At 36.5% G+C, this 22026-nt stretch carries 20 protein-coding genes; 7 read left to right on the top strand and 13 right to left on the bottom strand.

The window, feature by feature from the left end; genetic code table 11:
• Positions 1 to 7: 7 nt before the first annotated feature.
• The 4 genes from ACZ1GR_RS04800 to ACZ1GR_RS04785 are packed head-to-tail and all read right to left on the bottom strand — an operon-like array spanning position 8 to position 3865.
• Entirely contained in the window at positions 8 to 1048 is a 1041-nt protein-coding gene (locus tag ACZ1GR_RS04800; protein WP_472611088.1) for a COX15/CtaA family protein, read from the bottom strand.
• Positions 1045 to 2466 (bottom strand): CCA tRNA nucleotidyltransferase, encoded by a 1422-nt coding sequence (locus tag ACZ1GR_RS04795; protein ID WP_472611087.1) that lies wholly within the window; start codon positions 2464 to 2466, stop codon positions 1045 to 1047. Before ACZ1GR_RS04795 ends, ACZ1GR_RS04800 begins: the two co-directional genes overlap by 4 nt.
• Positions 2467 to 2479: 13 nt before the next feature.
• Positions 2480 to 3040, bottom strand: a complete 561-nt coding sequence (locus tag ACZ1GR_RS04790) for an L-threonylcarbamoyladenylate synthase (RefSeq protein WP_472611086.1) — start codon at positions 3038 to 3040, stop codon at positions 2480 to 2482.
• 3 nt (positions 3041 to 3043) lie between these two features.
• Entirely contained in the window at positions 3044 to 3865 is an 822-nt protein-coding gene (locus ACZ1GR_RS04785; RefSeq protein WP_472611085.1) for a zinc-binding alcohol dehydrogenase, read from the bottom strand.
• 71 nt (positions 3866 to 3936) lie between these two features.
• On the opposite strand from ACZ1GR_RS04785, the gene ACZ1GR_RS04780 reads away from it, so the two are divergent.
• Positions 3937 to 4755 (top strand): glycosyltransferase family 2 protein, encoded by an 819-nt coding sequence (locus ACZ1GR_RS04780; protein WP_472611084.1) that lies wholly within the window; start codon positions 3937 to 3939, stop codon positions 4753 to 4755.
• On the opposite strand, the gene ACZ1GR_RS04775 is transcribed toward ACZ1GR_RS04780, so the two are convergent.
• Positions 4737 to 5531 (bottom strand): glycosyltransferase family 2 protein, encoded by a 795-nt coding sequence (locus tag ACZ1GR_RS04775; RefSeq protein WP_472611083.1) that lies wholly within the window; start codon positions 5529 to 5531, stop codon positions 4737 to 4739. The two genes, ACZ1GR_RS04780 and ACZ1GR_RS04775, sit on opposite strands and share 19 nt — an antisense overlap.
• A gap of 175 nt (positions 5532 to 5706) precedes the next feature.
• On the opposite strand from ACZ1GR_RS04775, the gene ACZ1GR_RS04770 reads away from it, so the two are divergent.
• Complete coding sequence (locus tag ACZ1GR_RS04770; RefSeq protein WP_472611082.1) at positions 5707 to 6381, top strand: class I SAM-dependent methyltransferase; 675 nt, start codon at positions 5707 to 5709, stop codon at positions 6379 to 6381.
• Here ACZ1GR_RS04770 and ACZ1GR_RS04765 read toward each other — a convergent pair.
• Together ACZ1GR_RS04765 and ACZ1GR_RS04760 are read right to left on the bottom strand one after the other, a co-directional pair.
• Positions 6343 to 7419, bottom strand: a complete 1077-nt coding sequence (locus ACZ1GR_RS04765) for a glycosyltransferase family 9 protein (RefSeq protein ID WP_472611081.1) — start codon at positions 7417 to 7419, stop codon at positions 6343 to 6345. The two genes, ACZ1GR_RS04770 and ACZ1GR_RS04765, sit on opposite strands and share 39 nt — an antisense overlap.
• Before the next feature lie 6 nt (positions 7420 to 7425).
• Positions 7426 to 8241, bottom strand: coding sequence for a 2,3,4,5-tetrahydropyridine-2,6-dicarboxylate N-succinyltransferase (locus tag ACZ1GR_RS04760; RefSeq protein WP_472611080.1), 816 nt, complete (start codon positions 8239 to 8241; stop codon positions 7426 to 7428).
• Positions 8242 to 8339: 98 nt separating this feature from the next.
• Here ACZ1GR_RS04760 and ruvX point away from each other — a divergent pair, with 98 nt between their 5' ends.
• From ruvX to ACZ1GR_RS04740, 4 genes are all read left to right on the top strand, one after another.
• On the top strand, positions 8340 to 8750 hold the full coding sequence (ruvX, locus tag ACZ1GR_RS04755; RefSeq protein WP_472611079.1) for a Holliday junction resolvase RuvX: 411 nt from the start codon (positions 8340 to 8342) through the stop codon (positions 8748 to 8750).
• Positions 8751 to 8753: 3 nt separating this feature from the next.
• The gene (def, locus tag ACZ1GR_RS04750) at positions 8754 to 9344 is read left to right on the top strand and encodes a peptide deformylase (protein WP_472611078.1); all 591 of its coding nucleotides are present in this window, start codon (positions 8754 to 8756) and stop codon (positions 9342 to 9344) included.
• Positions 9345 to 9400: 56 nt separating this feature from the next.
• Entirely contained in the window at positions 9401 to 9829 is a 429-nt protein-coding gene (locus ACZ1GR_RS04745) for a DUF5606 family protein (protein WP_472611077.1), read from the top strand.
• 94 nt (positions 9830 to 9923) lie between these two features.
• Complete coding sequence (locus ACZ1GR_RS04740) at positions 9924 to 13322, top strand: amidohydrolase family protein (RefSeq protein WP_472611076.1); 3399 nt, start codon at positions 9924 to 9926, stop codon at positions 13320 to 13322.
• A gap of 44 nt (positions 13323 to 13366) precedes the next feature.
• Here ACZ1GR_RS04740 and ACZ1GR_RS04735 read toward each other — a convergent pair whose 3' ends face one another.
• From ACZ1GR_RS04735 to ACZ1GR_RS04715, 5 genes are read right to left on the bottom strand one after another with little or no spacing between them, the layout of a single operon-like run.
• Entirely contained in the window at positions 13367 to 13936 is a 570-nt protein-coding gene (locus ACZ1GR_RS04735) for a hypothetical protein (RefSeq protein ID WP_472611075.1), read from the bottom strand.
• On the bottom strand, positions 13933 to 15537 hold the full coding sequence (locus tag ACZ1GR_RS04730; protein WP_472611074.1) for a family 20 glycosylhydrolase: 1605 nt from the start codon (positions 15535 to 15537) through the stop codon (positions 13933 to 13935). The genes ACZ1GR_RS04735 and ACZ1GR_RS04730 overlap by 4 nt, the downstream gene beginning before the upstream one ends.
• Positions 15534 to 16178: a GDSL-type esterase/lipase family protein gene (locus tag ACZ1GR_RS04725; protein ID WP_472611073.1), complete on the bottom strand. Its 645-nt coding sequence runs from the start codon at positions 16176 to 16178 to the stop codon at positions 15534 to 15536. The genes ACZ1GR_RS04730 and ACZ1GR_RS04725 overlap by 4 nt, the downstream gene beginning before the upstream one ends.
• Positions 16179 to 16181: 3 nt before the next feature.
• Positions 16182 to 17063 carry an alpha/beta hydrolase gene (locus ACZ1GR_RS04720; RefSeq protein ID WP_472611072.1) on the bottom strand — a complete coding sequence of 294 codons (882 nt, stop codon included), beginning with the start codon at positions 17061 to 17063 and terminating at the stop codon, positions 16182 to 16184.
• A 6-nt stretch (positions 17064 to 17069) separates the two neighbouring features.
• Positions 17070 to 19523 carry a M14 family metallopeptidase gene (locus ACZ1GR_RS04715; RefSeq protein ID WP_472611071.1) on the bottom strand — a complete coding sequence of 818 codons (2454 nt, stop codon included), beginning with the start codon at positions 19521 to 19523 and terminating at the stop codon, positions 17070 to 17072.
• 110 nt (positions 19524 to 19633) lie between these two features.
• Here ACZ1GR_RS04715 and bshC point away from each other — a divergent pair, with 110 nt between their 5' ends.
• Positions 19634 to 21235, top strand: a complete 1602-nt coding sequence (gene bshC / locus ACZ1GR_RS04710) for a bacillithiol biosynthesis cysteine-adding enzyme BshC (protein ID WP_472611070.1) — start codon at positions 19634 to 19636, stop codon at positions 21233 to 21235.
• Positions 21236 to 21291: 56 nt separating this feature from the next.
• Here bshC and ACZ1GR_RS04705 read toward each other — a convergent pair whose 3' ends face one another.
• Positions 21292 to 21837 (bottom strand): pyridoxamine 5'-phosphate oxidase family protein, encoded by a 546-nt coding sequence (locus ACZ1GR_RS04705; protein WP_472611069.1) that lies wholly within the window; start codon positions 21835 to 21837, stop codon positions 21292 to 21294.
• Between the last annotated feature and the right edge of the window lie 189 nt (positions 21838 to 22026).

Genomic DNA, 22026 nt, shown 5'->3' with positions numbered 1-22026 from the left:
AATGGGGTTAAAGGTACAAAGTTTTGTGACTTTTAGAAGCTTTTAAGGCTTCTAAAACCAAATAGAATTGTGTGCCAAATAAAATACTGGCAAAAACCAAATGTAAAGGCTGGCTGCCGAATGGAAAGTCTACATAGTACATTAAAATGCCGGTAAACACTTCGAGAATGATTAAGCCAATTACCCAATTCATTTTTTCAAAGCCCAAACTATTTTTTTTGATCGTGTAAAATAAATAACCATTAAGAAGCACTACCAAAATTGAAAACGATCGATGAATATAGAATTGAACTGTTGGCTTTAAGAGCCACAAGTCTTTTGCATTTTCTCCGACCACATCTATTTGCTCATCTACGAATTGCCGCACTTGAGTTCCTAAGATTATTTGTATCAGGGTCAAGATAAGCGATAGTATAATTATTGTGGTCAGGGGTCTCTTATGTTTATGAAGCATATTCTGTTCGTTTACCTCAAATATGACATATAAAATAAAAGCTACGATCAGAAGCGCCATTACCATATGAACGGTTATTTTAACGGGCTCCAATACAGAATACACGACTGTCGCACCCAACCAGGCCTGAAACACCATTCCAAAAACTATCAGCCAAGAAAGTAATGTGATTCTTTTCTTTTTCTTCCAGAATTTAAAGGAGTAGATAGCTAAAATTAAGGTGGCCAAACCGGCTAAGGCACCAAAAAGACGATTGATATACTCTATCCAAGTGTGCCATACATTAAATGTAGCATAATCATGCTTTATATATGCTTCCCAATTGGTTTCAGAAAATACCGGCCCGGTGACAAAATTTGTCTTTGCCACCTTTAAAGTTTCATTTACAATGATGACCTGTCCTTTTTCAAATTCGCGCTGAGGTTGCCATTCTAATGTTTCCACATTGGTGGGAGGAATGTAATATCCAAAACATTTAGGCCAATCTGGGCAGCCCATACCACTACCTGTCATTCGTACGACAGCTCCGGCAATGATAACCAAATAGACTAATATCAAAGCAGTTTTAGCGAGTTTTCTGAAGTTTCTATTCATATAACAACTGCTGTTAGACCTAGTTCTTTTCCTTTTTCTAGCATAAAATCGTATGCGGCTTGATGGTCATTAGGTATATCGCCTTCTAAAATGGCTTCTTTTATGGCATCTTTTATTATTCCAATTTCTCTTGAAGGCTTTAGATTGAATACTTGCATAATTTCTTCTCCGGTAACAGGAGGCTGAAAGTTTCTAACTTTATCGCGTTCCTCTACTTCAATAATTTTTTCTCGAACTATTTTGAAGTTGTTTTTATACTTTTTCTGCTTTTTTGGGTTTTTAGTAGTGATGTCGGCCTCACAGAGTGTCATTAAATCATCAACATAATCGCCTGCATCAAAAACCAATCTTCTAACGGCAGAATCGGTTACATGTTCTTCAGAGAGTATGACAGGGCGTGAACTCATTAGCACCATTTTTTGAACGAACTTCATTTTGTCGTTCAAAGGCATCCGCAGACGTTTGAATAATTTATAGACCATTTTTGAGCCGACAAACTCATGGGCGTGAAAAGTCCACCCAATTTTTTTATGAAACTTCTTTGTAGGGGCTTTTCCGATATCATGTAGTAAAGCAGCCCATCTTAACCATAAATCATCCGTAGTTTCTGTAATATTGTCTACAACTTCCAGAGTGTGCCAAAAATTATCTTTATGGCGTTGTCCTTCAATTTCTTCAATACCTTGTAGCGCCGTTAATTCTGGTAAGATAAACTCTAATAATCCTGTTTTGTTAAGTAACGCAAAGCCTTTAGATGGTTTAGAAGTCAATAGTATTTTATGTAACTCTTCAACTATACGTTCTTTTGAGACTATCTTAATCCGATTTTTGTTTTTGGTAATGGCATCAAGTGATTCTCGTTCAATGGTGAAATCTAATTGCGTTGCAAAACGTATCGCTCGCATCATTCTAAGAGGATCATCAGAGTAGGTGATGTCTGGATGTAGCGGAGTGCGAATCAGTTGATTTTTAAGGTCTTCAATGCCATTGAAAGGGTCTAATAAGACTCCATAACTATTTTTATTGAGCCCCAATGCCATTGCGTTGATGGTAAAGTCTCTTCTATTTTGATCATCTTCTAAAGAGCCATCTTCAACAATTGGGTTGCGACTATCCCTTGTATAGCTTTCTTTTCTGGCTCCTACAAATTCCAATTCCAAACCTTGATGTTTTAGCATTGCGGTTCCGAAATTTTTGAAAACGGTCACTTCGGGTTTTCCATCTAACTTAGAAGCTACTTTTTGTGCAAGTGCTATTCCGCTTCCAACAGCTACAACATCGATATCTTTAGCATCACCTCTTTTTAGAAAATAGTCCCTTACAAAGCCACCGATGACATAGGCTTCCACATCGAGCTCATCGGCACTTTTACCAATAACTTCAAAAATAGGATGTTGTAAGGCCTCTTTATGGCTCATTCTGCTGACTGAATTATTCTCGAATTACTTTCACAAAACCATCATTTGTTAGTTTAATAATGGATGAGGGAGAAGAATTTTCTTTTTCTTGGTGCAAATTTACCACATAGTCTACTCCTGTTAAAATTTCATTGGAAATAGCGTTAAAATTTTTGGGAGTTGGAAAACCGGAAACATTTGCCGAGGTAGAAACAATAGGTTTTGCAAACTTATTGATTACGTATCGACAAAATTTGTCGGAAGCCACACGAATTGCAATAGTATTGTCCGATGCTACTAGGCTTTCTGCAAGACCTTTTGGTTTATCAAAAATTATGGTAGTAGGTTTGGTCGCTAAGTCCATTATATCATAAGCTACATCTGGTACAGATTCTATATACCTTTCTAGCATAGCCTGACTTGAAACTAGACAAATTAATGTATCATTGAGCGCTCTTTTTTTTAATGCATCTATTTTTTTAACCGCTTCATTATTGGTTGCATCACAGCCAATAGCCCAAATTGTATCGGTAGGGTAGAGTATAAGGCCTTCCTTTTTTAAAGCTTCAATACAGTTGTTTATTTCTTTTGTCATAGTTTATTTGACCAGATCATGTAGTGCATAATAATCGGCAACATTTTGCCACTGAATTCTATTTTTATCTTCTTTTATGTTACCTCTTTTAAGTGAAACTCTTTGGGAACCCCATATAGGTATAGGTTCAAGAACAGGATATTGAGAAAGTATAGAATTAGTTTTTTTCTTTAAAGACATGGCTTTAAACCAAAGGTCATCGGTAGATGGGGTCAGCTTTAAAAAAAGTTCTGAATTTGTGATGTCTTCATGTAATGATTTTGGTGGGTATAAAGTTCCACCAGCGCCTATTGGCAGCAAGGCTTCTTTTTTAGTACATGCTTTGATTATTGAACTCCATTTAGAATAGGCCAATACGTCATTATTTTCATAAGAAATGCAACGTGCCTGATTTGCTATAATTTCTTTTGGATTATTTTGATGCGCTTTGTAATTGTTTTCCAACCAGTTTTTTCGATAAATCATATCGTCGTCACAGGTTATGATGGCCTTGTTCGGATAGATTTTTAGTGTATTAACAAGTTTTCGATGCGAAGAGGTTAGTTCTGAATATCGAATTTCAAAAATTTCGCCTTCTAGCTTAGAAAGCTTCTTGGGGATACAATGCTTTAAATCTTTATGAATCCATAAAACTATTTTTTCTGGTGCCAGAGTTTGATTTAGAATACTTCTTATAGTTAGGTGAACAATATTTAGGCGAGATGGAATGGTGGCGAGCGAAACAATTATGGGTAGGCACTGTTTGTTTCGTATTAACCCTTTTTTAGATAATGACAATAAACGGAGTGAGTGAAAAATAGAAATAGGAATTTCTTTTACTTTCATAGAAAACTAATTTCGACTGTTGCAAAATTAAAGATATAGCGGAACAGTTTAATATTTATATTTTTGTCGAAATGGAAGCACCAAAAATATCTGTAATAATAAGTACCTATAATGCTGAAGAATGGCTTGAGAAAGTACTTTGGGGTTTTAATTGCCAAACATTCAAAAACTTTGAAGTTGTTATTGCCGATGACGGTTCTGGTCCAAAAACAAAAGAGCTATTAGAAGAAATAGAAAAAAAGGTCTTCTATAACATCGTTCATGTATGGCAAGAAGATGATGGGTTTCAAAAGTCACGTATTTTAAATAAATCTGTAGCGGCATGTAACGCCGAATATATTATTATGACAGATGGCGACTGTATTCCTCGTGAAGACTTTGTGCATGTGCATTACATTAATAAACAAAAGGGGTATTTTATTTCTGGAGGCTATTACATGCTGCCCATGAATATTTCTAAGATGATTACTCTAGAGGATATCGAACAGCAAAAGTGCTTTCAAATTAATTGGTTGAAAGAAAAAGGTATCCCTAAAACCTTTAAAAACAATAAGCTTATAGCTAAAGGAATTTTATCAAAACTTTTGAATACGGTTACCCCCACAAATGCGAGTTGGAACGGACATAATTCTTCTGGTTGGAAAAAGGATATTTTGAACGTGAACGGTTTTGATGAAAGAATGCAATATGGCGGACAGGATAGGGAACTAGGTGAAAGGCTTTTTAATTTCGGTCTTAAATCAAAACAGTTGAGATATAGTGCGGTTTGTGTTCACTTAGACCATAAAAGGGGCTACAAAACACCTGAATCTATCGCAAAGAACAAAAAAATTAGAAAAGAAACGAAAATAGAAAAACACGTTTGGACCCACTATGGCATAACCAAGTAATAGGCCAACTCATTCTTTTTTTCCAATCGTTTTAACTCACGGTAACGCTCTAACGTACTTAAGGCGTTCAAATAACAAACAGTTATTCCCTTTTTACCATCTAGAAAACCTAAACGTAATACGAATTGGTAAAGAAATTTCCAAAGGGGCTTAAATACTAGAAGAAAATAGTTAAATCTCTTTTCTTTATAGAATGCTTCCTTGGCTTTTAACCTTCCGTAATGAAGCATTTTAGATTTATAGTCCTCAAAATCTTTGTAACAGTAATGTGTTAGTTTTTCTTTTAAAATGCAAGAATTGCCATCCACTTCTAATGTTTCGTGAACGAGTTTGGCATCGGTGAACTTTACCTTACTTTTCTTAAAAAGACGATGATTTTTATCGGTTTGCCAACCACTGAAATTCAGTCTTTGGTTTTGAAACATAAATGTTCGGTAGAACCAATATGCCTCGCAAGCTTTGGGGTCGTTTATGGTAGAAACAATCTCTGTTTCTAAATTAGGAGTTACCACTTCATCGGCATCAACAAAAAGTACCCAATCGTTTGCTGCTTGTTCTAAAGCATAAGACTTTTGCGCTGTAAAATTTGCAAAAGGATTTTGAATGACCTTTACATTAGGCTGTTTTGAAAGAAACTCATAAGTTCCATCTGTGCTATAAGAGTCAACAACTATAATTTCATCTGCAAATGAAATTGATTCAATACATCTTTCAATGTAACCAATCTCATTATAGGTTATAATTAATGCCGATAGCTTTTGCTTTGGGGTGTGCATTTCAGCCATAATTTGGTATTCTTGCGGTTTGGTGTTGCAAAACTATAACAAAAAAAAGAAGATAAAATTGTACTGAATAAGTATTTTTCTTACAATTTTATTTTGCACTACCAACCTTTACCATAGAGAGTACAAAAACCGAAAAGGGTTGTCTTATATTTGAAAAAATATTTTTATGGATTGGTTTATTTGGATTCTTGCCCTAGGAATTTTTGGTTTTTTTCTTGGAAAATTTATAAAACATAAATCTTTATATCCGTTTATGCCTTTTAGGTATGATTTTAGAAAAAGAAGGAATACCTTTTTAAAGGTGATGGATTTAATGAAAACCATTGCGGCAAAAACCATTATCGAAACAGGGACCTCAAGGGAAGGTCTGCACGGAGCTAAAAGTAATGGCGCCGCAACCATAGTTTTTGGTAAATGGGCAAAAGAAAATGGGGCGTTCGTGCATTCCGTGGATATAAGTGAAGATTCTTGTAAAAACGCCCAACAAGAAGTTTATAAGCAGAACTTAAATGAGTTTGTGAAAATCCACCATTCAGATTCTTTGATATTTTTAGAAAATTTTAAAGACAAGGTTGATTTACTTTATTTGGATAGCTATGACTACAGCAGCGATGTTGAGGTACAGAAGAAAAGCCAAGAACATCATTTGTTAGAATTTAAGGCAATCGAAAGTCGTTTGCATCAAAATAGTATTGTTTTAATTGACGATTGCGATTTACCAAATGGTGGTAAGGGCAAATTAGCAATAGCCTATATGCTGGAAAAGAATTGGAAAATTGTTATGAATGCCTATCAGGTATTGTTAGTCAGAGAAGACTTCTCTTTCGATAAATTGCAGTAGCTCTTCCTTAAAAAAATCAGGTTTAAAAAGTTTATAAAGTGCTAACGAATTCTTCTTTCGATCTTTCTTGGGCATACTGAGAATATTTTTTTCTGAATAGTCGGCCAAGTGCACGGCATAGTTAGCAGGGTTTTCATTGTAGGTTAACCATGCCTTTTTAGAAATCCAAGGAGAAAAAATAGAGAAATTAGGTATGCCAAGGGCTTTGCTCATGTTTGTTGCGCCTCCCTCATTACCGATATAGGCATCACAAATACTTAATAGCCCTAAAAACGCTCTTAAAGAAGAACAAAAAACATTTTCTTTAACGGATTGCCTCGATTTTTCAGAGCAAAGTTGAAGAAGTTCTTTAACATACTCTTTCTGACTAGGAATATAATTTAAAAGCAAAGTTGCCTCATATTCTTGGGTAATGTAATCGATAACTTTGGCCAAATAGTCTAATGGGTAACTCTTAATCGGACTACTGCCCAACATACCGATCATAAATACCTTTTTGGAAGTATCAATTTTATGTAGCCTCAAAAGTTCCTCAGCGGCTCTTCGTTCTTCTTTAGAAAGGAATATTTTGGGTGCTAATTCTGGTTCTTTAAGTTTAGGAATAATAGGAGAAAGTAATAATAATCGATTTTCGATAGCTAAACCCAATTTTGTATCAGGGTTTTGTGAATAGGTGAACAGATGATCGTAAATAAATTTAGAATACCATTTCTCATAAGAGATTTTCACAGCAGCCTTAGAGAAATAACTAATAAGATTACTTTCTAGCTTGCAGTACACATCAATTACAAGATCATATTGCTCTTTTTTTATCCCCTTGAGAAACGTATAAAACTGTCTTCTTTCTTTTTTATATTTTTTCTTGAACAGAACTATTTTGTCAATAGAAGGGTTGCCATCGACCACGGCTCTAGTGTGTTCATTGATTAAAAAGTGAACTTCAGTATCTGGAAAATGAATTTTAAGATGTTCGCAAAGTAGGGTACTTGCCAATACATCACCAATCATTTTCTGTTGTATGACAAGTATTTTTTTCATCTTAGACTACACAGCTACATCATATTCGCGAAGCGCATCGTTTAACGACGTTTTTTTGTTTGTACTTTCTTTACGTTTACCGATTATAAGTGCGCAAGGTACCTGATAATCTCCAGCATTGAATGTTTTGGTATAACTGCCTGGTATCACTACAGAACCTGCCGGAACCACACCTTTTCTTTCGACTGGTTCGCTACCTGTAACATCAATAATTTTAGTTGACGCGGTGAGTACAACATTGGCTCCGAGAACAGCTTCCTTTTCTACCTTAACTCCCTCAACAACAATACAACGTGACCCTATAAAAGCATTATCTTCAATGATAACCGGTGCCGCTTGTAACGGCTCTAAAACGCCGCCAATACCGACCCCGCCACTAAGGTGTACGTTCTTTCCTATTTGAGCACAACTACCAACAGTAGCCCATGTATCTACCATAGTACCTTCATCAACATAAGCTCCAATATTTACATAACTGGGCATTAGAATGGTGCCAGAAGAAATATAAGCACCATGTCGGGCCACAGCGTGAGGTACTACCCGAATTCCTTTTTCTTGATAGCCTCTTTTTAATGGAATTTTATCATGATATTCAAAAATACCGGCTTCAAGCACTTCCATTTTTTGAATCGGAAAATACAGAACCACTCCTTTTTTGACCCACTCATTAATTTGCCATCCATTAGAAGTGGGTTCAGCGCAACGTAGTTCTCCATCATCTAGTAAAGAAATAACTTTGCGTATGGCATTTTGAGTTTCAGCTTCTTTTAAAAGTGTTCTATTATCCCAAGCATTTTCTATTTGGGTTCTTAATTCTGTCATGGTTCCCTTTTTTGGCAAATATAAACGTATCAAAACAATATTTGAATCAAATTTAAGGGCATAACATTTTTAGGGTTATTTTTGCCAAAAATTCAAATTTGGGACGTTTGTTGGCATTGGATTATGGAAAAGTTCGCACGGGAATTGCCGTAACAGACGAAATACAACTCATTGCTTCTGGTCTTACGACCGTTGAAACACCGCAGTTGATGGATTTTTTAAAGACATATTTTCTTCAGGAAAAAGTGGAATGTGTAATTATAGGTGAACCCAAACAAATGGATGGTTCTGTTTCAGAATCCGAAGTACTTATTCAAAAGTTTTTGAATAAATTTACCAAGCAATTTCCTAACATACCGTTGGAGCGGCAAGACGAAAGATTTACCTCAAAAATGGCAGTGCAAAGTATGATTGCTTCAGGTGTAAAAAAGAAGCAAAGACAAAATAAAGCTTTGGTTGATGAGATTAGTGCCACAATAATTTTACAGGCATATTTAGATAGAAGATAGTTTATGATATTACCAATTATAGCTTACGGAGACCCTGTTTTAAGAAAAAAAGCAGATGAGATTACCGAGGCTTACCCCAAGTTAAAAGAGTTATTGGCGAATATGTGGGAGACAATGTACAATGCCAATGGGGTAGGTTTAGCAGCACCTCAAATAGGCCTGCCGATTAGATTGTTTTTAGTAGATACTACTCCTTTTTCCGATGATGAAGACTTAACCGAAGAAGAGCAAAAAGCATTGAACGGTTTTAAAAAAGTCTTTATCAATGCTAAAATTGAAGAAGAGACCGGGGAGGAATGGGCATTCAACGAAGGATGCTTGAGCATACCAGACATTAGGGAAGATGTCAATCGAAAGGATACAGTCAAAATTACCTATCAAGATGAAAACTTTAAATCGTATACCGAGACTTACGATGGGCTTCTGGCTCGTGTTATTCAGCATGAGTATGACCATATTGAAGGAATTCTTTTTACGGATAAACTTTCTTCCTTAAAGAAAAGGTTATTAAAGAATCGTCTCGAAAAGATATCAAAAGGGAAAATTAATATTGAATATAAAATGCGTTTTCCCAACCCTAAAAAAGCACGTTAAAAAAACTTGCATTCTCAACTAAAAGCATATTTTTGCGCGCATAAATTTTGTTAATAATGACATTAGATAAAATTCTTTCTATTGGAGGCAAACCAGGTCTTTACAAGTTACTTACCCAAACAAGAGCAGGCTTTGTAGGTGAATCGCTTTTAGATGGTAAAAGGGTCACGGTAAGTTTGCGCAATAATGTCAGTGTACTTTCAGAGATTGCTATTTATACTTTGGAGGAAGAAGTACCGTTAAGAGAGGTTTTTCAAAAAATCTTTGAAAAAGAGAACGGTGGTAAAACTTCTATCGGTCATAAAGAGGACAAAATTAAATTGGAGGAATATTTCTTTGAAATATTGCCCAATTATGATGAGGATAGGGTTTATGCCAGTGATATCAAAAAAATCATCCAATGGTATAATATTCTCAATGACAATGGTATCAAGGACTTTTCAGATACCTCGGACGATGATGACATAGCCTCGGAAGAAGAATAGGTGAGCATTTATTGTTATTTCTAAGTTAATATCTATTCTTATTTACAGGTAGTTTAGTTATCTTACGAGACAACTAATTAATCAAACTACCAACATGCAAAATCGTATTCTAAGCATCTGGCTGATGCTTTTAGTGCTTTTTAATTTTACAAGCACTTTAGCTCAAGAAAAAGAAAAAGATTCCACCAAAAAGGCAACAAAAGAACTGCCTTTAGAACCAGAACGTACAGTTGAGTTTACCACTAATGAAGGCACGTGGATTTCATTGGATGTAAGTCCTGATGGACAAACCATTGTCTTTGATTTAATGGGTGATATTTATTCCATTCCGATAGCCGGGGGAAAAGCAACGCAGATAACATCAGGAATTGCTTATGATGTGCATCCAAGATATAGTCCAGATGGGAAATCCTTGGTCTTTATATCCGATAAAAGTGGCTCGGATAATATTTGGACAATGGATTTGACTTCAAAAGAAGACAAACAGATAACCAAAGAGAGCAAACATAACTTCTTTTCGGCCGAGTGGACTCCCGATGGCGATTACATAGTTGGGGTAAAAGGGAGACGTAATATAAAACCTCATGTTTACCATAAAGATGGAGGCTCTGGTAGTCAGTTGGTAAGTGAGCCAAAAAACATAAAGTTGATAGACCCTGCTTTCTCTTCAGATGGTAAATTACTTTACTTCTCTCAGCGTCGCGGTTCATGGAATTATAATGCGCAGCTTCCACAATATCAAATTGCTACTTATGATATGGAAGATAGTGATATGGCGACCATCACTTCTATGTATGGTTCAGCCTTTACGCCTACCTTATCACCAGATGGAAATTGGTTGGTTTTTGGTACTCGTTTCGAAGCTGAGACCGGCTTGGTAATACGTAACCTAAAAACGGGTAGTGAGAAGTGGCTGGCTTATCCCGTGCAGCGTGATGAGCAAGAATCAATAGCGCCATTAGGTGTTCTACCAGCAATGTCTTTTACGCCAGATAGTAAGAATCTAATTGCTTCTTATGGTGGAAAGATTTATTCGATTTCTATTGAAAATAACACTGCCACAGAAATTCCTTTTTCGGTTGATGTGAAGCTGGACATGGGGCCTTTGTTACAGTTTAAATATCCTATTACAGATGAAGCCGAAGCTTTTGCGACTCAAATACGAAATGCCAAACCTTCCCCAGATGGCTCAAAATTAGCGTTTACAGCGTTGAATAGATTGTATGTAATGGATTACCCTAATGGTACTCCTAGAAGACTTACAAACAACGATTTTATTGAGGCCCATCCTTCATGGTCCCCTGATGGTAAGTTTGTAGTGTTTACTACCTGGAAACAAGGTGGGGGAGACGTTTACAAAGTTAATGTTGATGGAAGAGCAAGAGCCATCAAATTAACAACTACGCCAGGTGTATATACATACCCTGAATGGTCATATAACTCTAATAGAATTGCTTTTCATCGTGGAAGCGCACAAGTATTTGAAGATTTAGTTGGTCCATTGTCAGGCAGAACAGCTGAAGATTTGGTTTGGATAAATGCGGATGGTGGGCCTATTAATGTTATTGATAAAACAAAGGGAAGGGTAAGACCTCATTTTACCAAAGTTGATGATAGGGTTTATCTCTATCAAGGGGGTAAAGGTCTGATCTCAATGCGATGGGACGGTTCAGATATCAAAGAACATTTGAAATTGAAAGGGATAGTAACGTATGGTTCGCAAGATGTTTTTCATGATGCATTTGGGGGGCATGATATTCTATCAGGTAAAAATGGAAACGAAGAACCAAATGACCAATCTTCACAACCGCAAGAAATTCGTATATCTCCCGATGGTAAATCGGTTCTGGCGAAAATTAATAATGATATTTATAAGGTAACTATTCCCAGATACGGAAAAACACCAACTATTTCATTGGCAAAAGCAGAAAATGCTGCTTTTCCTGCGGTCAAATTAACCGTAATGGGAGGCGAGTTCCCTGTTTGGTCATCAGATAGTAAAACTGTTCATTGGTCTTTAGGGTCTAGTTTTTTCGGATATGACCTGGCAGCGGGCAAGCAATTTGCAGATAGCGTTTCAGCGGCCAAAAAGAAAGAGAAAGAACTAAAGAAAACAGAGAAAAAATCAGACTCTACCAAAACGGACAAAGAAGACGATAAAGAGAAAAAAGAAGATAAGAAGTTCGAAGCCGATGAGTTACAAATAAAAGTTCCTTTTAAGCGTGATATTCCTCAAGGTAATTTATTACTTAAAGGAGCTCGTTTGATTACAATGGATGGCAATAATGTTATCGAGAACGGAGATATTTTAATCGAAAACAATCGAATTAAAGCGATTGGAGCTTCCGGAAGTTTTTCTGTGCCCGATGGAACCAAAGAAATCGATGTGATCGGCAAAACGATAACGCCCGGCTTTGTAGATGTTCATGCGCACATGAGACCGGCTTGGGGGATTCATAAAAATCAAGTATGGTCATATACCGCAAATTTGGCCTATGGTGTAACAACGACCCGTGACCCGCAAACAGGAACCACGGATGTATTGACCTATGCGGATATGGTCGAGTCTGGTCAACTTGATGGTCCTCGGATTTATAGTACCGGGCCTGGACTAGGTTTTTGGTTTTACAAGTTAAATAGTTTAGAGCAAACCAAAGATGTTTTAAAGCAGTACAGTAACTATTTTGATACCAAGACAATAAAAATGTATTTGGTGGGCAATAGACAGCATAGGCAATGGGTAATTGAAGCATGCAAAGAACTTAAGTTGATGCCTACTACGGAAGGTGGATTGGATTTTAAATTGAATATGACCCAATTGTTAGATGGATATCCGGGGCATGAACATTCTTTCCCTATTTACCCTATTTATAATGATGTGTTGAAAACCGTAGCCGAGTCTAAAATGGCCGTTACGCCTACTTTGCTCGTTTCTTACGGCGGTCCTTGGGCTGAAAATTATTACTATTCCCGAGAAGATGTTTGGGGTGATAAAAAAATACAATACTTTACGCCCTATGGCGATTTAGCCAGAAAATCTAGAAGAAGACCAGGTTGGTTTATGGATGAAGAGCATGTATTTAAAAAACATGCTGAATTTATGAAGGAGCTGGTTGAAGCTGATGGACTTGCAGGTATCGGTAGTCATGGACAATTACAAGGACTTGGTTTTCATTGGGAATTATGGAGTGTTGCGAGTGGGGGCATGGATAATCATGATGCACTACGGGTAGCAACAATAATCGGTGCAGAAGCAATCGGCTTAGATGGTGATTTAGGAAGCCTAGAGGTAGGTAAACTCGCCGATATCGTTATACTTAATGAGAATCCGTTAACCAATCTTAGAAACACCAATACGATTTCTCATGTGGTTAAAAATGGAAAGATGTATAATGCCGATTCGTTGGACGAGGTATGGCCTAAAGAGCAAAAGGCAGAACCTTTTTCGTGGCAAACAAAAAAACCTCAGGGATTACCGGGTATCAAAAAATAAATATACGGCTCTTGAAAATTTGGTTTTCAAGAGCCTAATTCTTTTTACTTTTTCTTAATAAAGATTAAATCTTCTTTATTTACGGTCATATCTTCTGATAAAAGACCAATTTTCTCACTGTTCTTTTCTTTTAATTTGGAGTACCTTTCCATGCCCTTGACCACTGTTTCTCCTGATTTAATTTTCTTACGCTGGGTTTCATCAAAAGTTTCTGACTCTCTTTTTGAAAGCAGTTTTTGGATTTTTTTTAGTTTATAATTGTTTTTGTCAACGGGAACTAGTTTGACACCAGCTTTTAAACCACCCATTTGGGGAACTACATCTATAATGTAGATTCCTCCAGATTTTAAATTGGCTTCAACAAAAGACTTGTTTTCGGATTTTGCCCAAAATAAGTGTTCTCCCGGGCTACATTCGTATTTTAAATATTTTGGACCATTAAATTTCCCAATAGGTTCTTCCCCGTCAAAGTAAGTAAAGTTTATAAGTGCACCTAATCCACTGGCCCTAACAAAGTAGACCGTTGCATTATTGGCAGAATTGGAATCATTCTCCTGTGAAAAGCCTAAGAACAAGGTAAGGCAAGCTGTTAATGTTATTAATTTTGATTTCATTTGTCCAATTTTGAGTTTACATTAGATTTCCAATCAATTAATTTAGATGGATAATAATTAACGTTCATACGTTCTAAAAAAGGAGCTTGCTTAGCAAGTCGCTCTTTGTAGTTGTCCCAACTTCTATTTTCTTCAACAGACCAGCTAAGTTCTGAATACCCAATGGCCCTTGGAAAAGCTAAATATTCTAGTTCAGAGATAGTGCTAATGGTCTCTGACCATAATGGTGCTTCAACACCAAGAATATTTTCCCTAGGTATTCCGCTATAGGTTTCAGGTGTCCAAACGTAAGCGGTATCTACGGGTATGTAGGCCGCCCAGTGTAAGCCATGTTTAGAAAGTGGGTCGTACTGCATATCTAAATAAGCTTTTTTAGCCGGTGATAATATTACCTTCATATTTTTTTTAACGGCCTCATTAATGAAATCTTCATGTCTCCAGAATTGAGAAATTGAGTTAGAATCTAAATTGGCTTGCCCAATTTCATCCCAACCAATCATTTTCTTATCGTACTTATTTACAATTTTTTCAACCCTTTCAATAAAATACACATAATCCTTATGTTTGGTAACATCGCTTTCATCGCCACCAATATGAAAATAGGGGTCAGGATTGATTGCCGCTATTTCGCGAACTACGTCATCGATAAAAGCGTAAGTGGTATCTTTTCTTGTATTAAAAGTGCTAAAGCCAACATGGGTACCTTCATAAAGTTTGGGCGTTTTACCATTTCCGTTTAAAAATGGATAAGAAACCGAAGCAGCATTGGTGTGCCCCGGCATATCTACTTCTGGTATCACCATCATATGATGGTTGCGGGCATAAGCTACAATTTCTTTGTAGTCTTCTTGGGTGTAAAAGCCTCCAGACTCACCGCCAACTTCTGTGCTTCCTCCAATTTCGGTAAGTTTTGGCCAAGATTTTATTTCTATACGCCATCCTTGATCATCGGTCAAATGTAGATGAAGTGCATTTATTTTGTAATAGGCCAATACATCTATATATTTCTTTACGTCTTCAACGCTAAAAAAATGTCTGGCAACATCCAACATTGCCCCTCTATATTCAAAGTTGGGTCGATCAATAATTTTACCGGTAGGTATGGGCCAAATGGAACGATCATTTAAAGTGTCGTTGCTTTTTTCCGGAATCAGTTGTCTTAAAGTTTGAATCCCCCGAAAAGCCCCTTCAGTAGTTTTCGCATTTAGAATAATGGAATCTTTTTTAATATAGAGTTGGTAAGATTCTTTTTCTTTCAACTCAACACTATCGACTTGATTTATGTAAATTATTCGTTCTACCGTAGTTCCTTCAATAGTGTTAACGGGTATACGCAAACCAGTTTTAGCATTGATTTTTTCAGAGAGAAAGGCCCCAACCTTATTTAAGCCCTCACTTCTTGGGGAGGTATAGATGGCTGTAAACTGGTCTAGGGCAAAAGCAGAGTTCGTTGGAATTACTTTTAATGGCATCGGTATAAGTGCCTCTTTTGCTAAATCTGTTTCAGGAAGAATAAGTTTTTCTCTCTTTTCAGCACATGAAGAAACACCAATGATCAAGCCTAAAAGTAAAAGACTTTGAGAAAGGACAGATTTTATCATTTCATAAAAATTTTAATTTTTTCATACCACAACCCATAACCCTTGGCATTCATATGTAGGCCATCATCAACGAAAAGATCTTTCTTTACTTTTCTGCCATCGAGCATAATGTCCCATACGTTTGCGTAATATAAATTACTGTCCGATAAGGTCAATTTCTCTAATTTTCGGTTTAAACGTCTGTATTTTCCTCTAAGTGCCCATCTGGCAATACTCGGTTTTGCGGAGATTAAAATAATATTAGTGTTCTTATTTTCTTTCTTTATTCGCTGAATGATAGCTTGGGTTGTTTGAATAACCTTTTTTGGCTTTTTTTTTGCAAAAATATCATTGTCACCTTCGTAAATAAATACCTTTTTAGGTTGGTAACGCAGTACTAAATTCTGTAAATGATATAACAAATCTGAGGCTTGAGAGCCTCCAAAACCGGTATTTAGAATAGGTTGTTCCGGAAAACGTTCCTGAAGATCTTTCCAAAGTCTTATGCTAGAACTTCCGGTGAAAACTATAGTTTTTTTAGATGAATTCCATAAAGAGTCATTTCGTTCAACGATTTCATCAACTTCTTTTTGAAAGCCTTGCTGTGCATTTATGGAGCATAAAAAGAATAGGGCAAGTACCGTGAGAAAGCCAAACCGCATGTATTAATTTTTTAGCACTGTTATTTCTTCGGCGATTGACCATTCGTAAAAACGCTGGATCCATTGATCAGATGGTAAATTTTGTTTTTTCATACCAAATCCGTGCCCCCCTTTTGAGTACATGTGCAAGGCCACAGATTTCTCCGATTTTCGTAGAGATTCATAAAGGGCAATAGACCCTTCGGCCAAATCTAATGGGTCATCTGTTGCACAAATTATAAGTGTTGGCGGAGCATCTGTTTTAGGCTGTTTTACTTCAATTACGCGAGTCCAAGGGTAAATTGGAACTAAAAAATCAGGTCTACTTTCTTCGGAATAATTATAGCTTACACCCATGGTAACCGCTCCTCCGGCAGAAAAACCCATGAAGCCTATTTTTGAAGGATTAATGCCATAATCGGATGCATTTTTTCGAACATGGGCAATAGCATTCAGTCCATCTTGAATGGATAAAGGCAATACTTTAGCTACTTTTTCATCAATTTTCTTAGGATTTGAACTTGCAAATTCTGTGATATCGGCAACACCATCTTTTCCTGTGGGCACAAGTCTATATTTTAATACAAAGGTGGTAATTCCTCTTTGTGCTAACCACTCACCGACATCATTACCTTCGCTGTTTATGCTGTGCGCAAATAACCCCCCACCAGGCGCTACTATTACCGCCGTGCCCGTATTTTTTTCTGGGCTGGGTTGAAAGACTTGCATAGTAGGTTGTGAGACATTCGTAACTACTTGGTTCTGCCATATTTCTGAAAAGTACTCTCTTTCAGGATATTCCCAAGTTACATTTTCATCTCCTTTGATGGGTAATTTTATAATTTCTTGTGCCATTGCAAAAGTCAAACTAAAAAGGCCTAAGCCGATAAGAATACAATTTTTCATTTCGATTTAATTAAGCATAAATAGGGCATTGGCAAAGAATAACTTTCCATTTTCCCAGAAGCCTCTAAATAGCGGATTGTCAATCAAATAAACTACGTTGCCCGAGCCATAAGATTCTACACCAAAGATAAGTGATTTACCAATCTTCTTCTGGGCTTCACTGCCCGCAAAACCGGACACGGGTTTGGTAGTTGTCTCTAGATACACAGCATTACCACTGTCTAAATAATCGTAGGCATCACTACCTAATTTCAGTGTAAAATAGTCTTGTTCATAACCATAGGCCAGTGGGTGGGTGTTATCTACTTTTACTTTAAAAATGGCACCGGTGATAGCATTTTTAACGCTCTCTCTTTGCCAATTTTCATGAGACATAGGATCAGTTGCGGTGCTGTCTTTTTCTGCTTTTTTTGTTTTAATACTGAAACCTTTTTCTCCGTCAATTGCTTTGATGGATCCTCCCATTGCGATAAGGTTGCCACCATTTTTGACCCATTCTTTTAATTTTTTCAGCTGCTCTTCCTTAAAAAAATCACCATACCAACCTCCGGGTAAAATTAAAGTATCATAATCATCTAAATCTAACCCTTTAAAATAATCAGAACCTAGAACGGTGACCGGGTAATGTAGTTGCTGCTCAAAAAAGTGCCAAATTTCGCCAAAACGCAATGTTGATGTTGGACTACCAGATAGTATCGCGATTTTAGGTTGTTTTATCATTTGAACATAGGAAGAACCAAAATCTTTACCTGAATCAACAAACCCTGTTTTAACGCTCGTTAGTTTTATATTCAGGTTTTTTTGGAGTACTTTTTTTAAAGTGCCAATAAAGTCTTTATGATTTTGATTGTCCGCTTTTGTAATAATGAGGCTTCCTCTTTTAAAAGATTTACCTTCAATTACAAACGGTGAATAACTCTTTCTAACTTTAATGCCTTCTTTCAAAAGACTGCCTAAAAATCTTGCGTCATCCATACTGTTCCAATCAGCTATATAGGCATATGTATCTTTATTGATATCAACATTTGTCGTAGTTGATAATTTAAATTTAGTCTGGTTAATCGAGTTTGTAGAGGCAATAGCATCTAATCCATACGCATAAGGCAATGACCAAGCGGTGATATCATACGTCAAAGAATCACTCAATTTTGCATTGGGTTCAAATAAAACCTTGACCATAGTACCTTTCTTTTGGTCGGTGGAAACCACCAAAGAGTTTTCGTTCATCTTCAATGAACCAGAGGTATTTGTAGCGTAGTTAAAACCTTTAACTGTGGCGTTAGCTCCTTTTCCATATTCAATTTCATGATGGCTTAAAAGCTTTGCCAATGCATTGATTTTGTCCTTATCGCCATTAAGAACATAGCTTTTGTATTTGTAGTTTTTGCCTTGGTAAAACTTTTTAAACTCAGCGTTTAATTGAGCTGCGTTGTTAGCGGCCACCTCTACTGTTGAAAGTCCGGTGGTGTGGTGATGGGCAATACGGTCTTTTAAGGTAAGCGTGTCACCTATGCGCGTTGTAATTCCTAAACCGGCGTGACCGCTACCACCTTGTTCATAGGTCATGCCAATTGCGCCATTGTATGTAGGATAGGTATCGCCGTAACTCGGATAGAATAGATCAAAAATTTCCTTGGTAAAATAAAACCATCCATTGGCATCAAAATATTTTGCATGATTTTTACCAATGGTCACTTGAAAATCTCTTTGAAAATTGGTGATGACTTCATGATAGGGCTCTGCGGCCGGGGCAAAATAATAGGGGTTGTTTACACCTTGTTCGTGAAAATCAACATGTACGTGCGGTATCCATTTGTTGTAAAACTTGATTCGTTGCTGACTCTCTACCTGTGTCAACCAAGCCCAATCTCTGTTTAAATCGAACATATAGTGGTTGCTGCGACCACTCCACCAACCTTCATGATGTTCCTTGCTATTTGGATCAATTTGATGTGGTGCATTTTTATATTGATTGTACCAATTGCTGTAACGGTCTCGCCCATCAGGATTTATACAGGGGTCTATAATAACAACCGTATTTTCTAAATAATCACTTTTGCTAGTTAATAATTCATAAATGGTTTGCATAGAAGCCTCTGTGCTTACACTCTCATTTCCATGAACATTATAGCTTAGCCAAACGATTGCTTTTGAAGCATTTCCTTCGCCTTCCGTAGATTTTAAATGTTCAGTTCTAATAGCTTCAATATTCGATATATTTTCAGCGGATGATACATAGGCGAGTAATAACGGTCTGCGCTCATTGGTTTGCCCATATTCTGTTAATTGTACGCGATCTTTGGCCACTTTTGCCAAATATTCATAGTAGTCGACTACCTCATAATGTCTGGTGAATTCTGTCCCCAATTCGTAGCCTAAAAATTCTGAAGGTGATTTAATGTCTTGTGCGTTTAATAGGGCAGTAACAAAAAGGGTGCAATAAAGTAAAATACGATTCATACGTTGTCTGGTTTTGTGCAAACTCAAAGCTAACAATATTTGGCAATTAACGTATTTTTAGGAATGGAAAAAACCAAGAGGCTTATCTTTAACCCGTTTTTACGCTTTTTATGGAAGTAGACTGTATTGCTTTTAGGGAAACTGGTTATTTTTCTGAATTAATTTGTGATTATTTAGACGGGAAAAAGGAGCTAAAACTTTTTTATAACCGATTACCAAAGCTTGAAAATTTTAGAGAGCAAATAGAAGAGAAAGGAACAAATTTTCCACAAAAAAATCGAGAGGTATTAGTAGATTCACTAACGAAGCAGTATGCTAATATCGACGCTTCTGAGTATACAGTTTCTAATATAAATTCCCTTGCAGATAAAAGCACATTTACAATTATTACCGGGCATCAATTAAACCTGTTTACCGGGCCGCTCTATTTTTTGTATAAGATTATTTCTACTATTAATCTAACCAACCGACTCGAGCAAGAATATCCTAATGCTAGTTTTGTACCTGTTTATTGGATGGCGACGGAAGATCACGACTTTGATGAAATCAATTACTTTAACTTTAAAGGAAAGAAGGTTCAATGGAACAATAGGGCATCTGGTGGCGTAGGGCGTTTATCAACGGAAGACCTAGATACTGTGTATAAAGTGATTACCAATGAGTTTGGTGAAACAGACAATGCCCATTACTTAAAAACACTTTTTCAAAAAGCGTATTTAGAACATGCGACGCTGACTGAAGCCACACGTTTTTTGGCAAACGAATTATTTGGCCAGTATGGATTGGTAATAGTGGATGGAGATGATTCAGATTTAAAACGTTTGCTGATACCGTATGCCAAAAAGGACATTTTTGAACAGCTTCCTCATAAAATAGTTTCAAAATCTATTGATGAATTAGCATCCATTTCAGATAATTATAAAATACAGGTAAACCCAAGAGAGATAAATTATTTCTACCTAAAAGATTCCATTCGAGAACGTATTGTAGAAAAAGATGGGACGTACTTTGTAAATGATACAGAAATACATTTTACCGCTAAAGAATTGCAAGAGGAACTGGAAGCCTATCCTGATCGTTTTTCACCAAATGTTATTGCAAGGCCACTATATCAAGAAGTTATTCTTCCTAATTTATGCTATATCGGTGGAGGTGGAGAATTGGCCTATTGGTTGGAGCTGAAAGCATATTTTGAAGCTTTGGATATTACTTTTCCCATGCTTTTACTTCGTAATTCTGCTTTGGTAATTACTGAAAAGCAAAGCGACAAAGTCAAAAGAATGGATTTGTCAATGGCAGATTTGTTTTTAAAACAGAATCAGCTTATCAATAAAAAGATTCGAAAGATTTCCAATATTGACATTGATTTTTCAAGTCAGAAGAAACACATAGAACAGCAATTTGCAGATATGTATAAGCTTGCGGAACAAACAGACAAGTCTTTCTTAGGTGCTGTAAAAGCGCAAGAAGTAAAACAAAAAAAAGGTTTGGATGCTTTAGAAAAGCGACTGCTTAAGGCCCAAAAACGGAAGTTAAAAGACCATGTAGTGCGGCTAACAGAATTACAGAATCAATTGTTTCCAAATCAATCTTTACAGGAACGTCAACTTAATTTTTCAGAATTGTATTTGGAGTATGGTGAAACATTGATACCTATGCTCATGGATGCTTTGAAGCCGCTAAAAAACGAATTCTTGGTCATCCGAAATTAGATAGTATCACTTTCAATTGTCAAACTGAACTTTTCGAAGTGCTATGCAAGGGATGGTTAAGGAACTAAAAAGTCACCTTTCCATTCTTCATCTTCTTTTTTGAACAAAACCCTTAGATGGTTTGGCCGCTTTAAACGCAGATATTCTATTTTATTAGGAATAATGCGGACTACGCAAAAATGATTCCCTTCACTTAAATAATCCACTTCATCAGGGTTACTGATCAAGCTACTTGGCGCTTTGGTTGTGGTGTAGTCTTTTCTTGATTTTATGGGTATCCCGCTCCAGAGCGATGCTAGTGTTTTTGTATCATCAACTATTTCTGCAATACCTTCGATTTTAACCTGTAAAAGTTTTTTTGGATGGTAGAACAAACCCGAAACGTTCTTGTTATCGAGTATATGTTGAATTTTACTCGAACGTTTATCGGTGTAAAATAAGAGTTCAAGTTTTGAATCTGTTTTTCTGAGCACCACGGTTCGTTGTTGTGGACTATTGTTTTTACCAATGGTTGCTAAGGTGAAATAGCGGAACGGATGCCCTTTTTTGGAGTGTCCATTGATTAGTTCTCTTCTAAGTTTTTCAAAGATTTGCTTTTCCAATTTTTATTTTTTTCAAAAATAATCGAAAAAGTAGGTAGGGTTTTTTTATTGAGTGTTGTTTTAATTACAAATTGTTATGAAAAAGGTTTTTAACCTTTAAAAAAATATGAATTAGTTAATTCATGTGTTTAGGTTGGTTTTGATTTTATTTTAAAAGCCTCGGAGTGGTTCCCGAGGCTTTTGTTTTTA

This window comes from Croceitalea sp. W27 (genome assembly GCF_055693185.1).
This window is presented reverse-complemented; position numbering and strand designations above follow the sequence as displayed.

Excerpts from the sequence above, each read along its gene's own strand:
- ACZ1GR_RS04800 (WP_472611088.1), bottom strand. The coding sequence starts at position 1,048 with ATGAATAGAAACTTCAGAAAACTCGCTAAAACTGCTTTGATATTAGTC.
- ACZ1GR_RS04795 (WP_472611087.1), bottom strand. The coding sequence starts at position 2,466 with ATGAGCCATAAAGAGGCCTTACAACATCCTATTTTTGAAGTTATTGGT.
- ACZ1GR_RS04790 (WP_472611086.1), bottom strand. The coding sequence starts at position 3,040 with ATGACAAAAGAAATAAACAACTGTATTGAAGCTTTAAAAAAGGAAGGC.
- ACZ1GR_RS04785 (WP_472611085.1), bottom strand. The coding sequence starts at position 3,865 with ATGAAAGTAAAAGAAATTCCTATTTCTATTTTTCACTCACTCCGTTTA.
- ACZ1GR_RS04780 (WP_472611084.1), top strand. The coding sequence starts at position 3,937 with ATGGAAGCACCAAAAATATCTGTAATAATAAGTACCTATAATGCTGAA.
- ACZ1GR_RS04775 (WP_472611083.1), bottom strand. The coding sequence starts at position 5,531 with ATGCACACCCCAAAGCAAAAGCTATCGGCATTAATTATAACCTATAAT.
- ACZ1GR_RS04770 (WP_472611082.1), top strand. The coding sequence starts at position 5,707 with ATGGATTGGTTTATTTGGATTCTTGCCCTAGGAATTTTTGGTTTTTTT.
- ACZ1GR_RS04765 (WP_472611081.1), bottom strand. The coding sequence starts at position 7,419 with ATGAAAAAAATACTTGTCATACAACAGAAAATGATTGGTGATGTATTG.
- ACZ1GR_RS04760 (WP_472611080.1), bottom strand. The coding sequence starts at position 8,241 with ATGACAGAATTAAGAACCCAAATAGAAAATGCTTGGGATAATAGAACA.
- def (WP_472611078.1), top strand. The coding sequence starts at position 8,754 with ATGATATTACCAATTATAGCTTACGGAGACCCTGTTTTAAGAAAAAAA.
- ACZ1GR_RS04745 (WP_472611077.1), top strand. The coding sequence starts at position 9,401 with ATGACATTAGATAAAATTCTTTCTATTGGAGGCAAACCAGGTCTTTAC.
- ACZ1GR_RS04740 (WP_472611076.1), top strand. The coding sequence starts at position 9,924 with ATGCAAAATCGTATTCTAAGCATCTGGCTGATGCTTTTAGTGCTTTTT.
- ACZ1GR_RS04735 (WP_472611075.1), bottom strand. The coding sequence starts at position 13,936 with ATGAAATCAAAATTAATAACATTAACAGCTTGCCTTACCTTGTTCTTA.
- ACZ1GR_RS04730 (WP_472611074.1), bottom strand. The coding sequence starts at position 15,537 with ATGATAAAATCTGTCCTTTCTCAAAGTCTTTTACTTTTAGGCTTGATC.
- ACZ1GR_RS04725 (WP_472611073.1), bottom strand. The coding sequence starts at position 16,178 with ATGCGGTTTGGCTTTCTCACGGTACTTGCCCTATTCTTTTTATGCTCC.
- ACZ1GR_RS04720 (WP_472611072.1), bottom strand. The coding sequence starts at position 17,063 with ATGAAAAATTGTATTCTTATCGGCTTAGGCCTTTTTAGTTTGACTTTT.
- ACZ1GR_RS04715 (WP_472611071.1), bottom strand. The coding sequence starts at position 19,523 with ATGAATCGTATTTTACTTTATTGCACCCTTTTTGTTACTGCCCTATTA.
- bshC (WP_472611070.1), top strand. The coding sequence starts at position 19,634 with ATGGAAGTAGACTGTATTGCTTTTAGGGAAACTGGTTATTTTTCTGAA.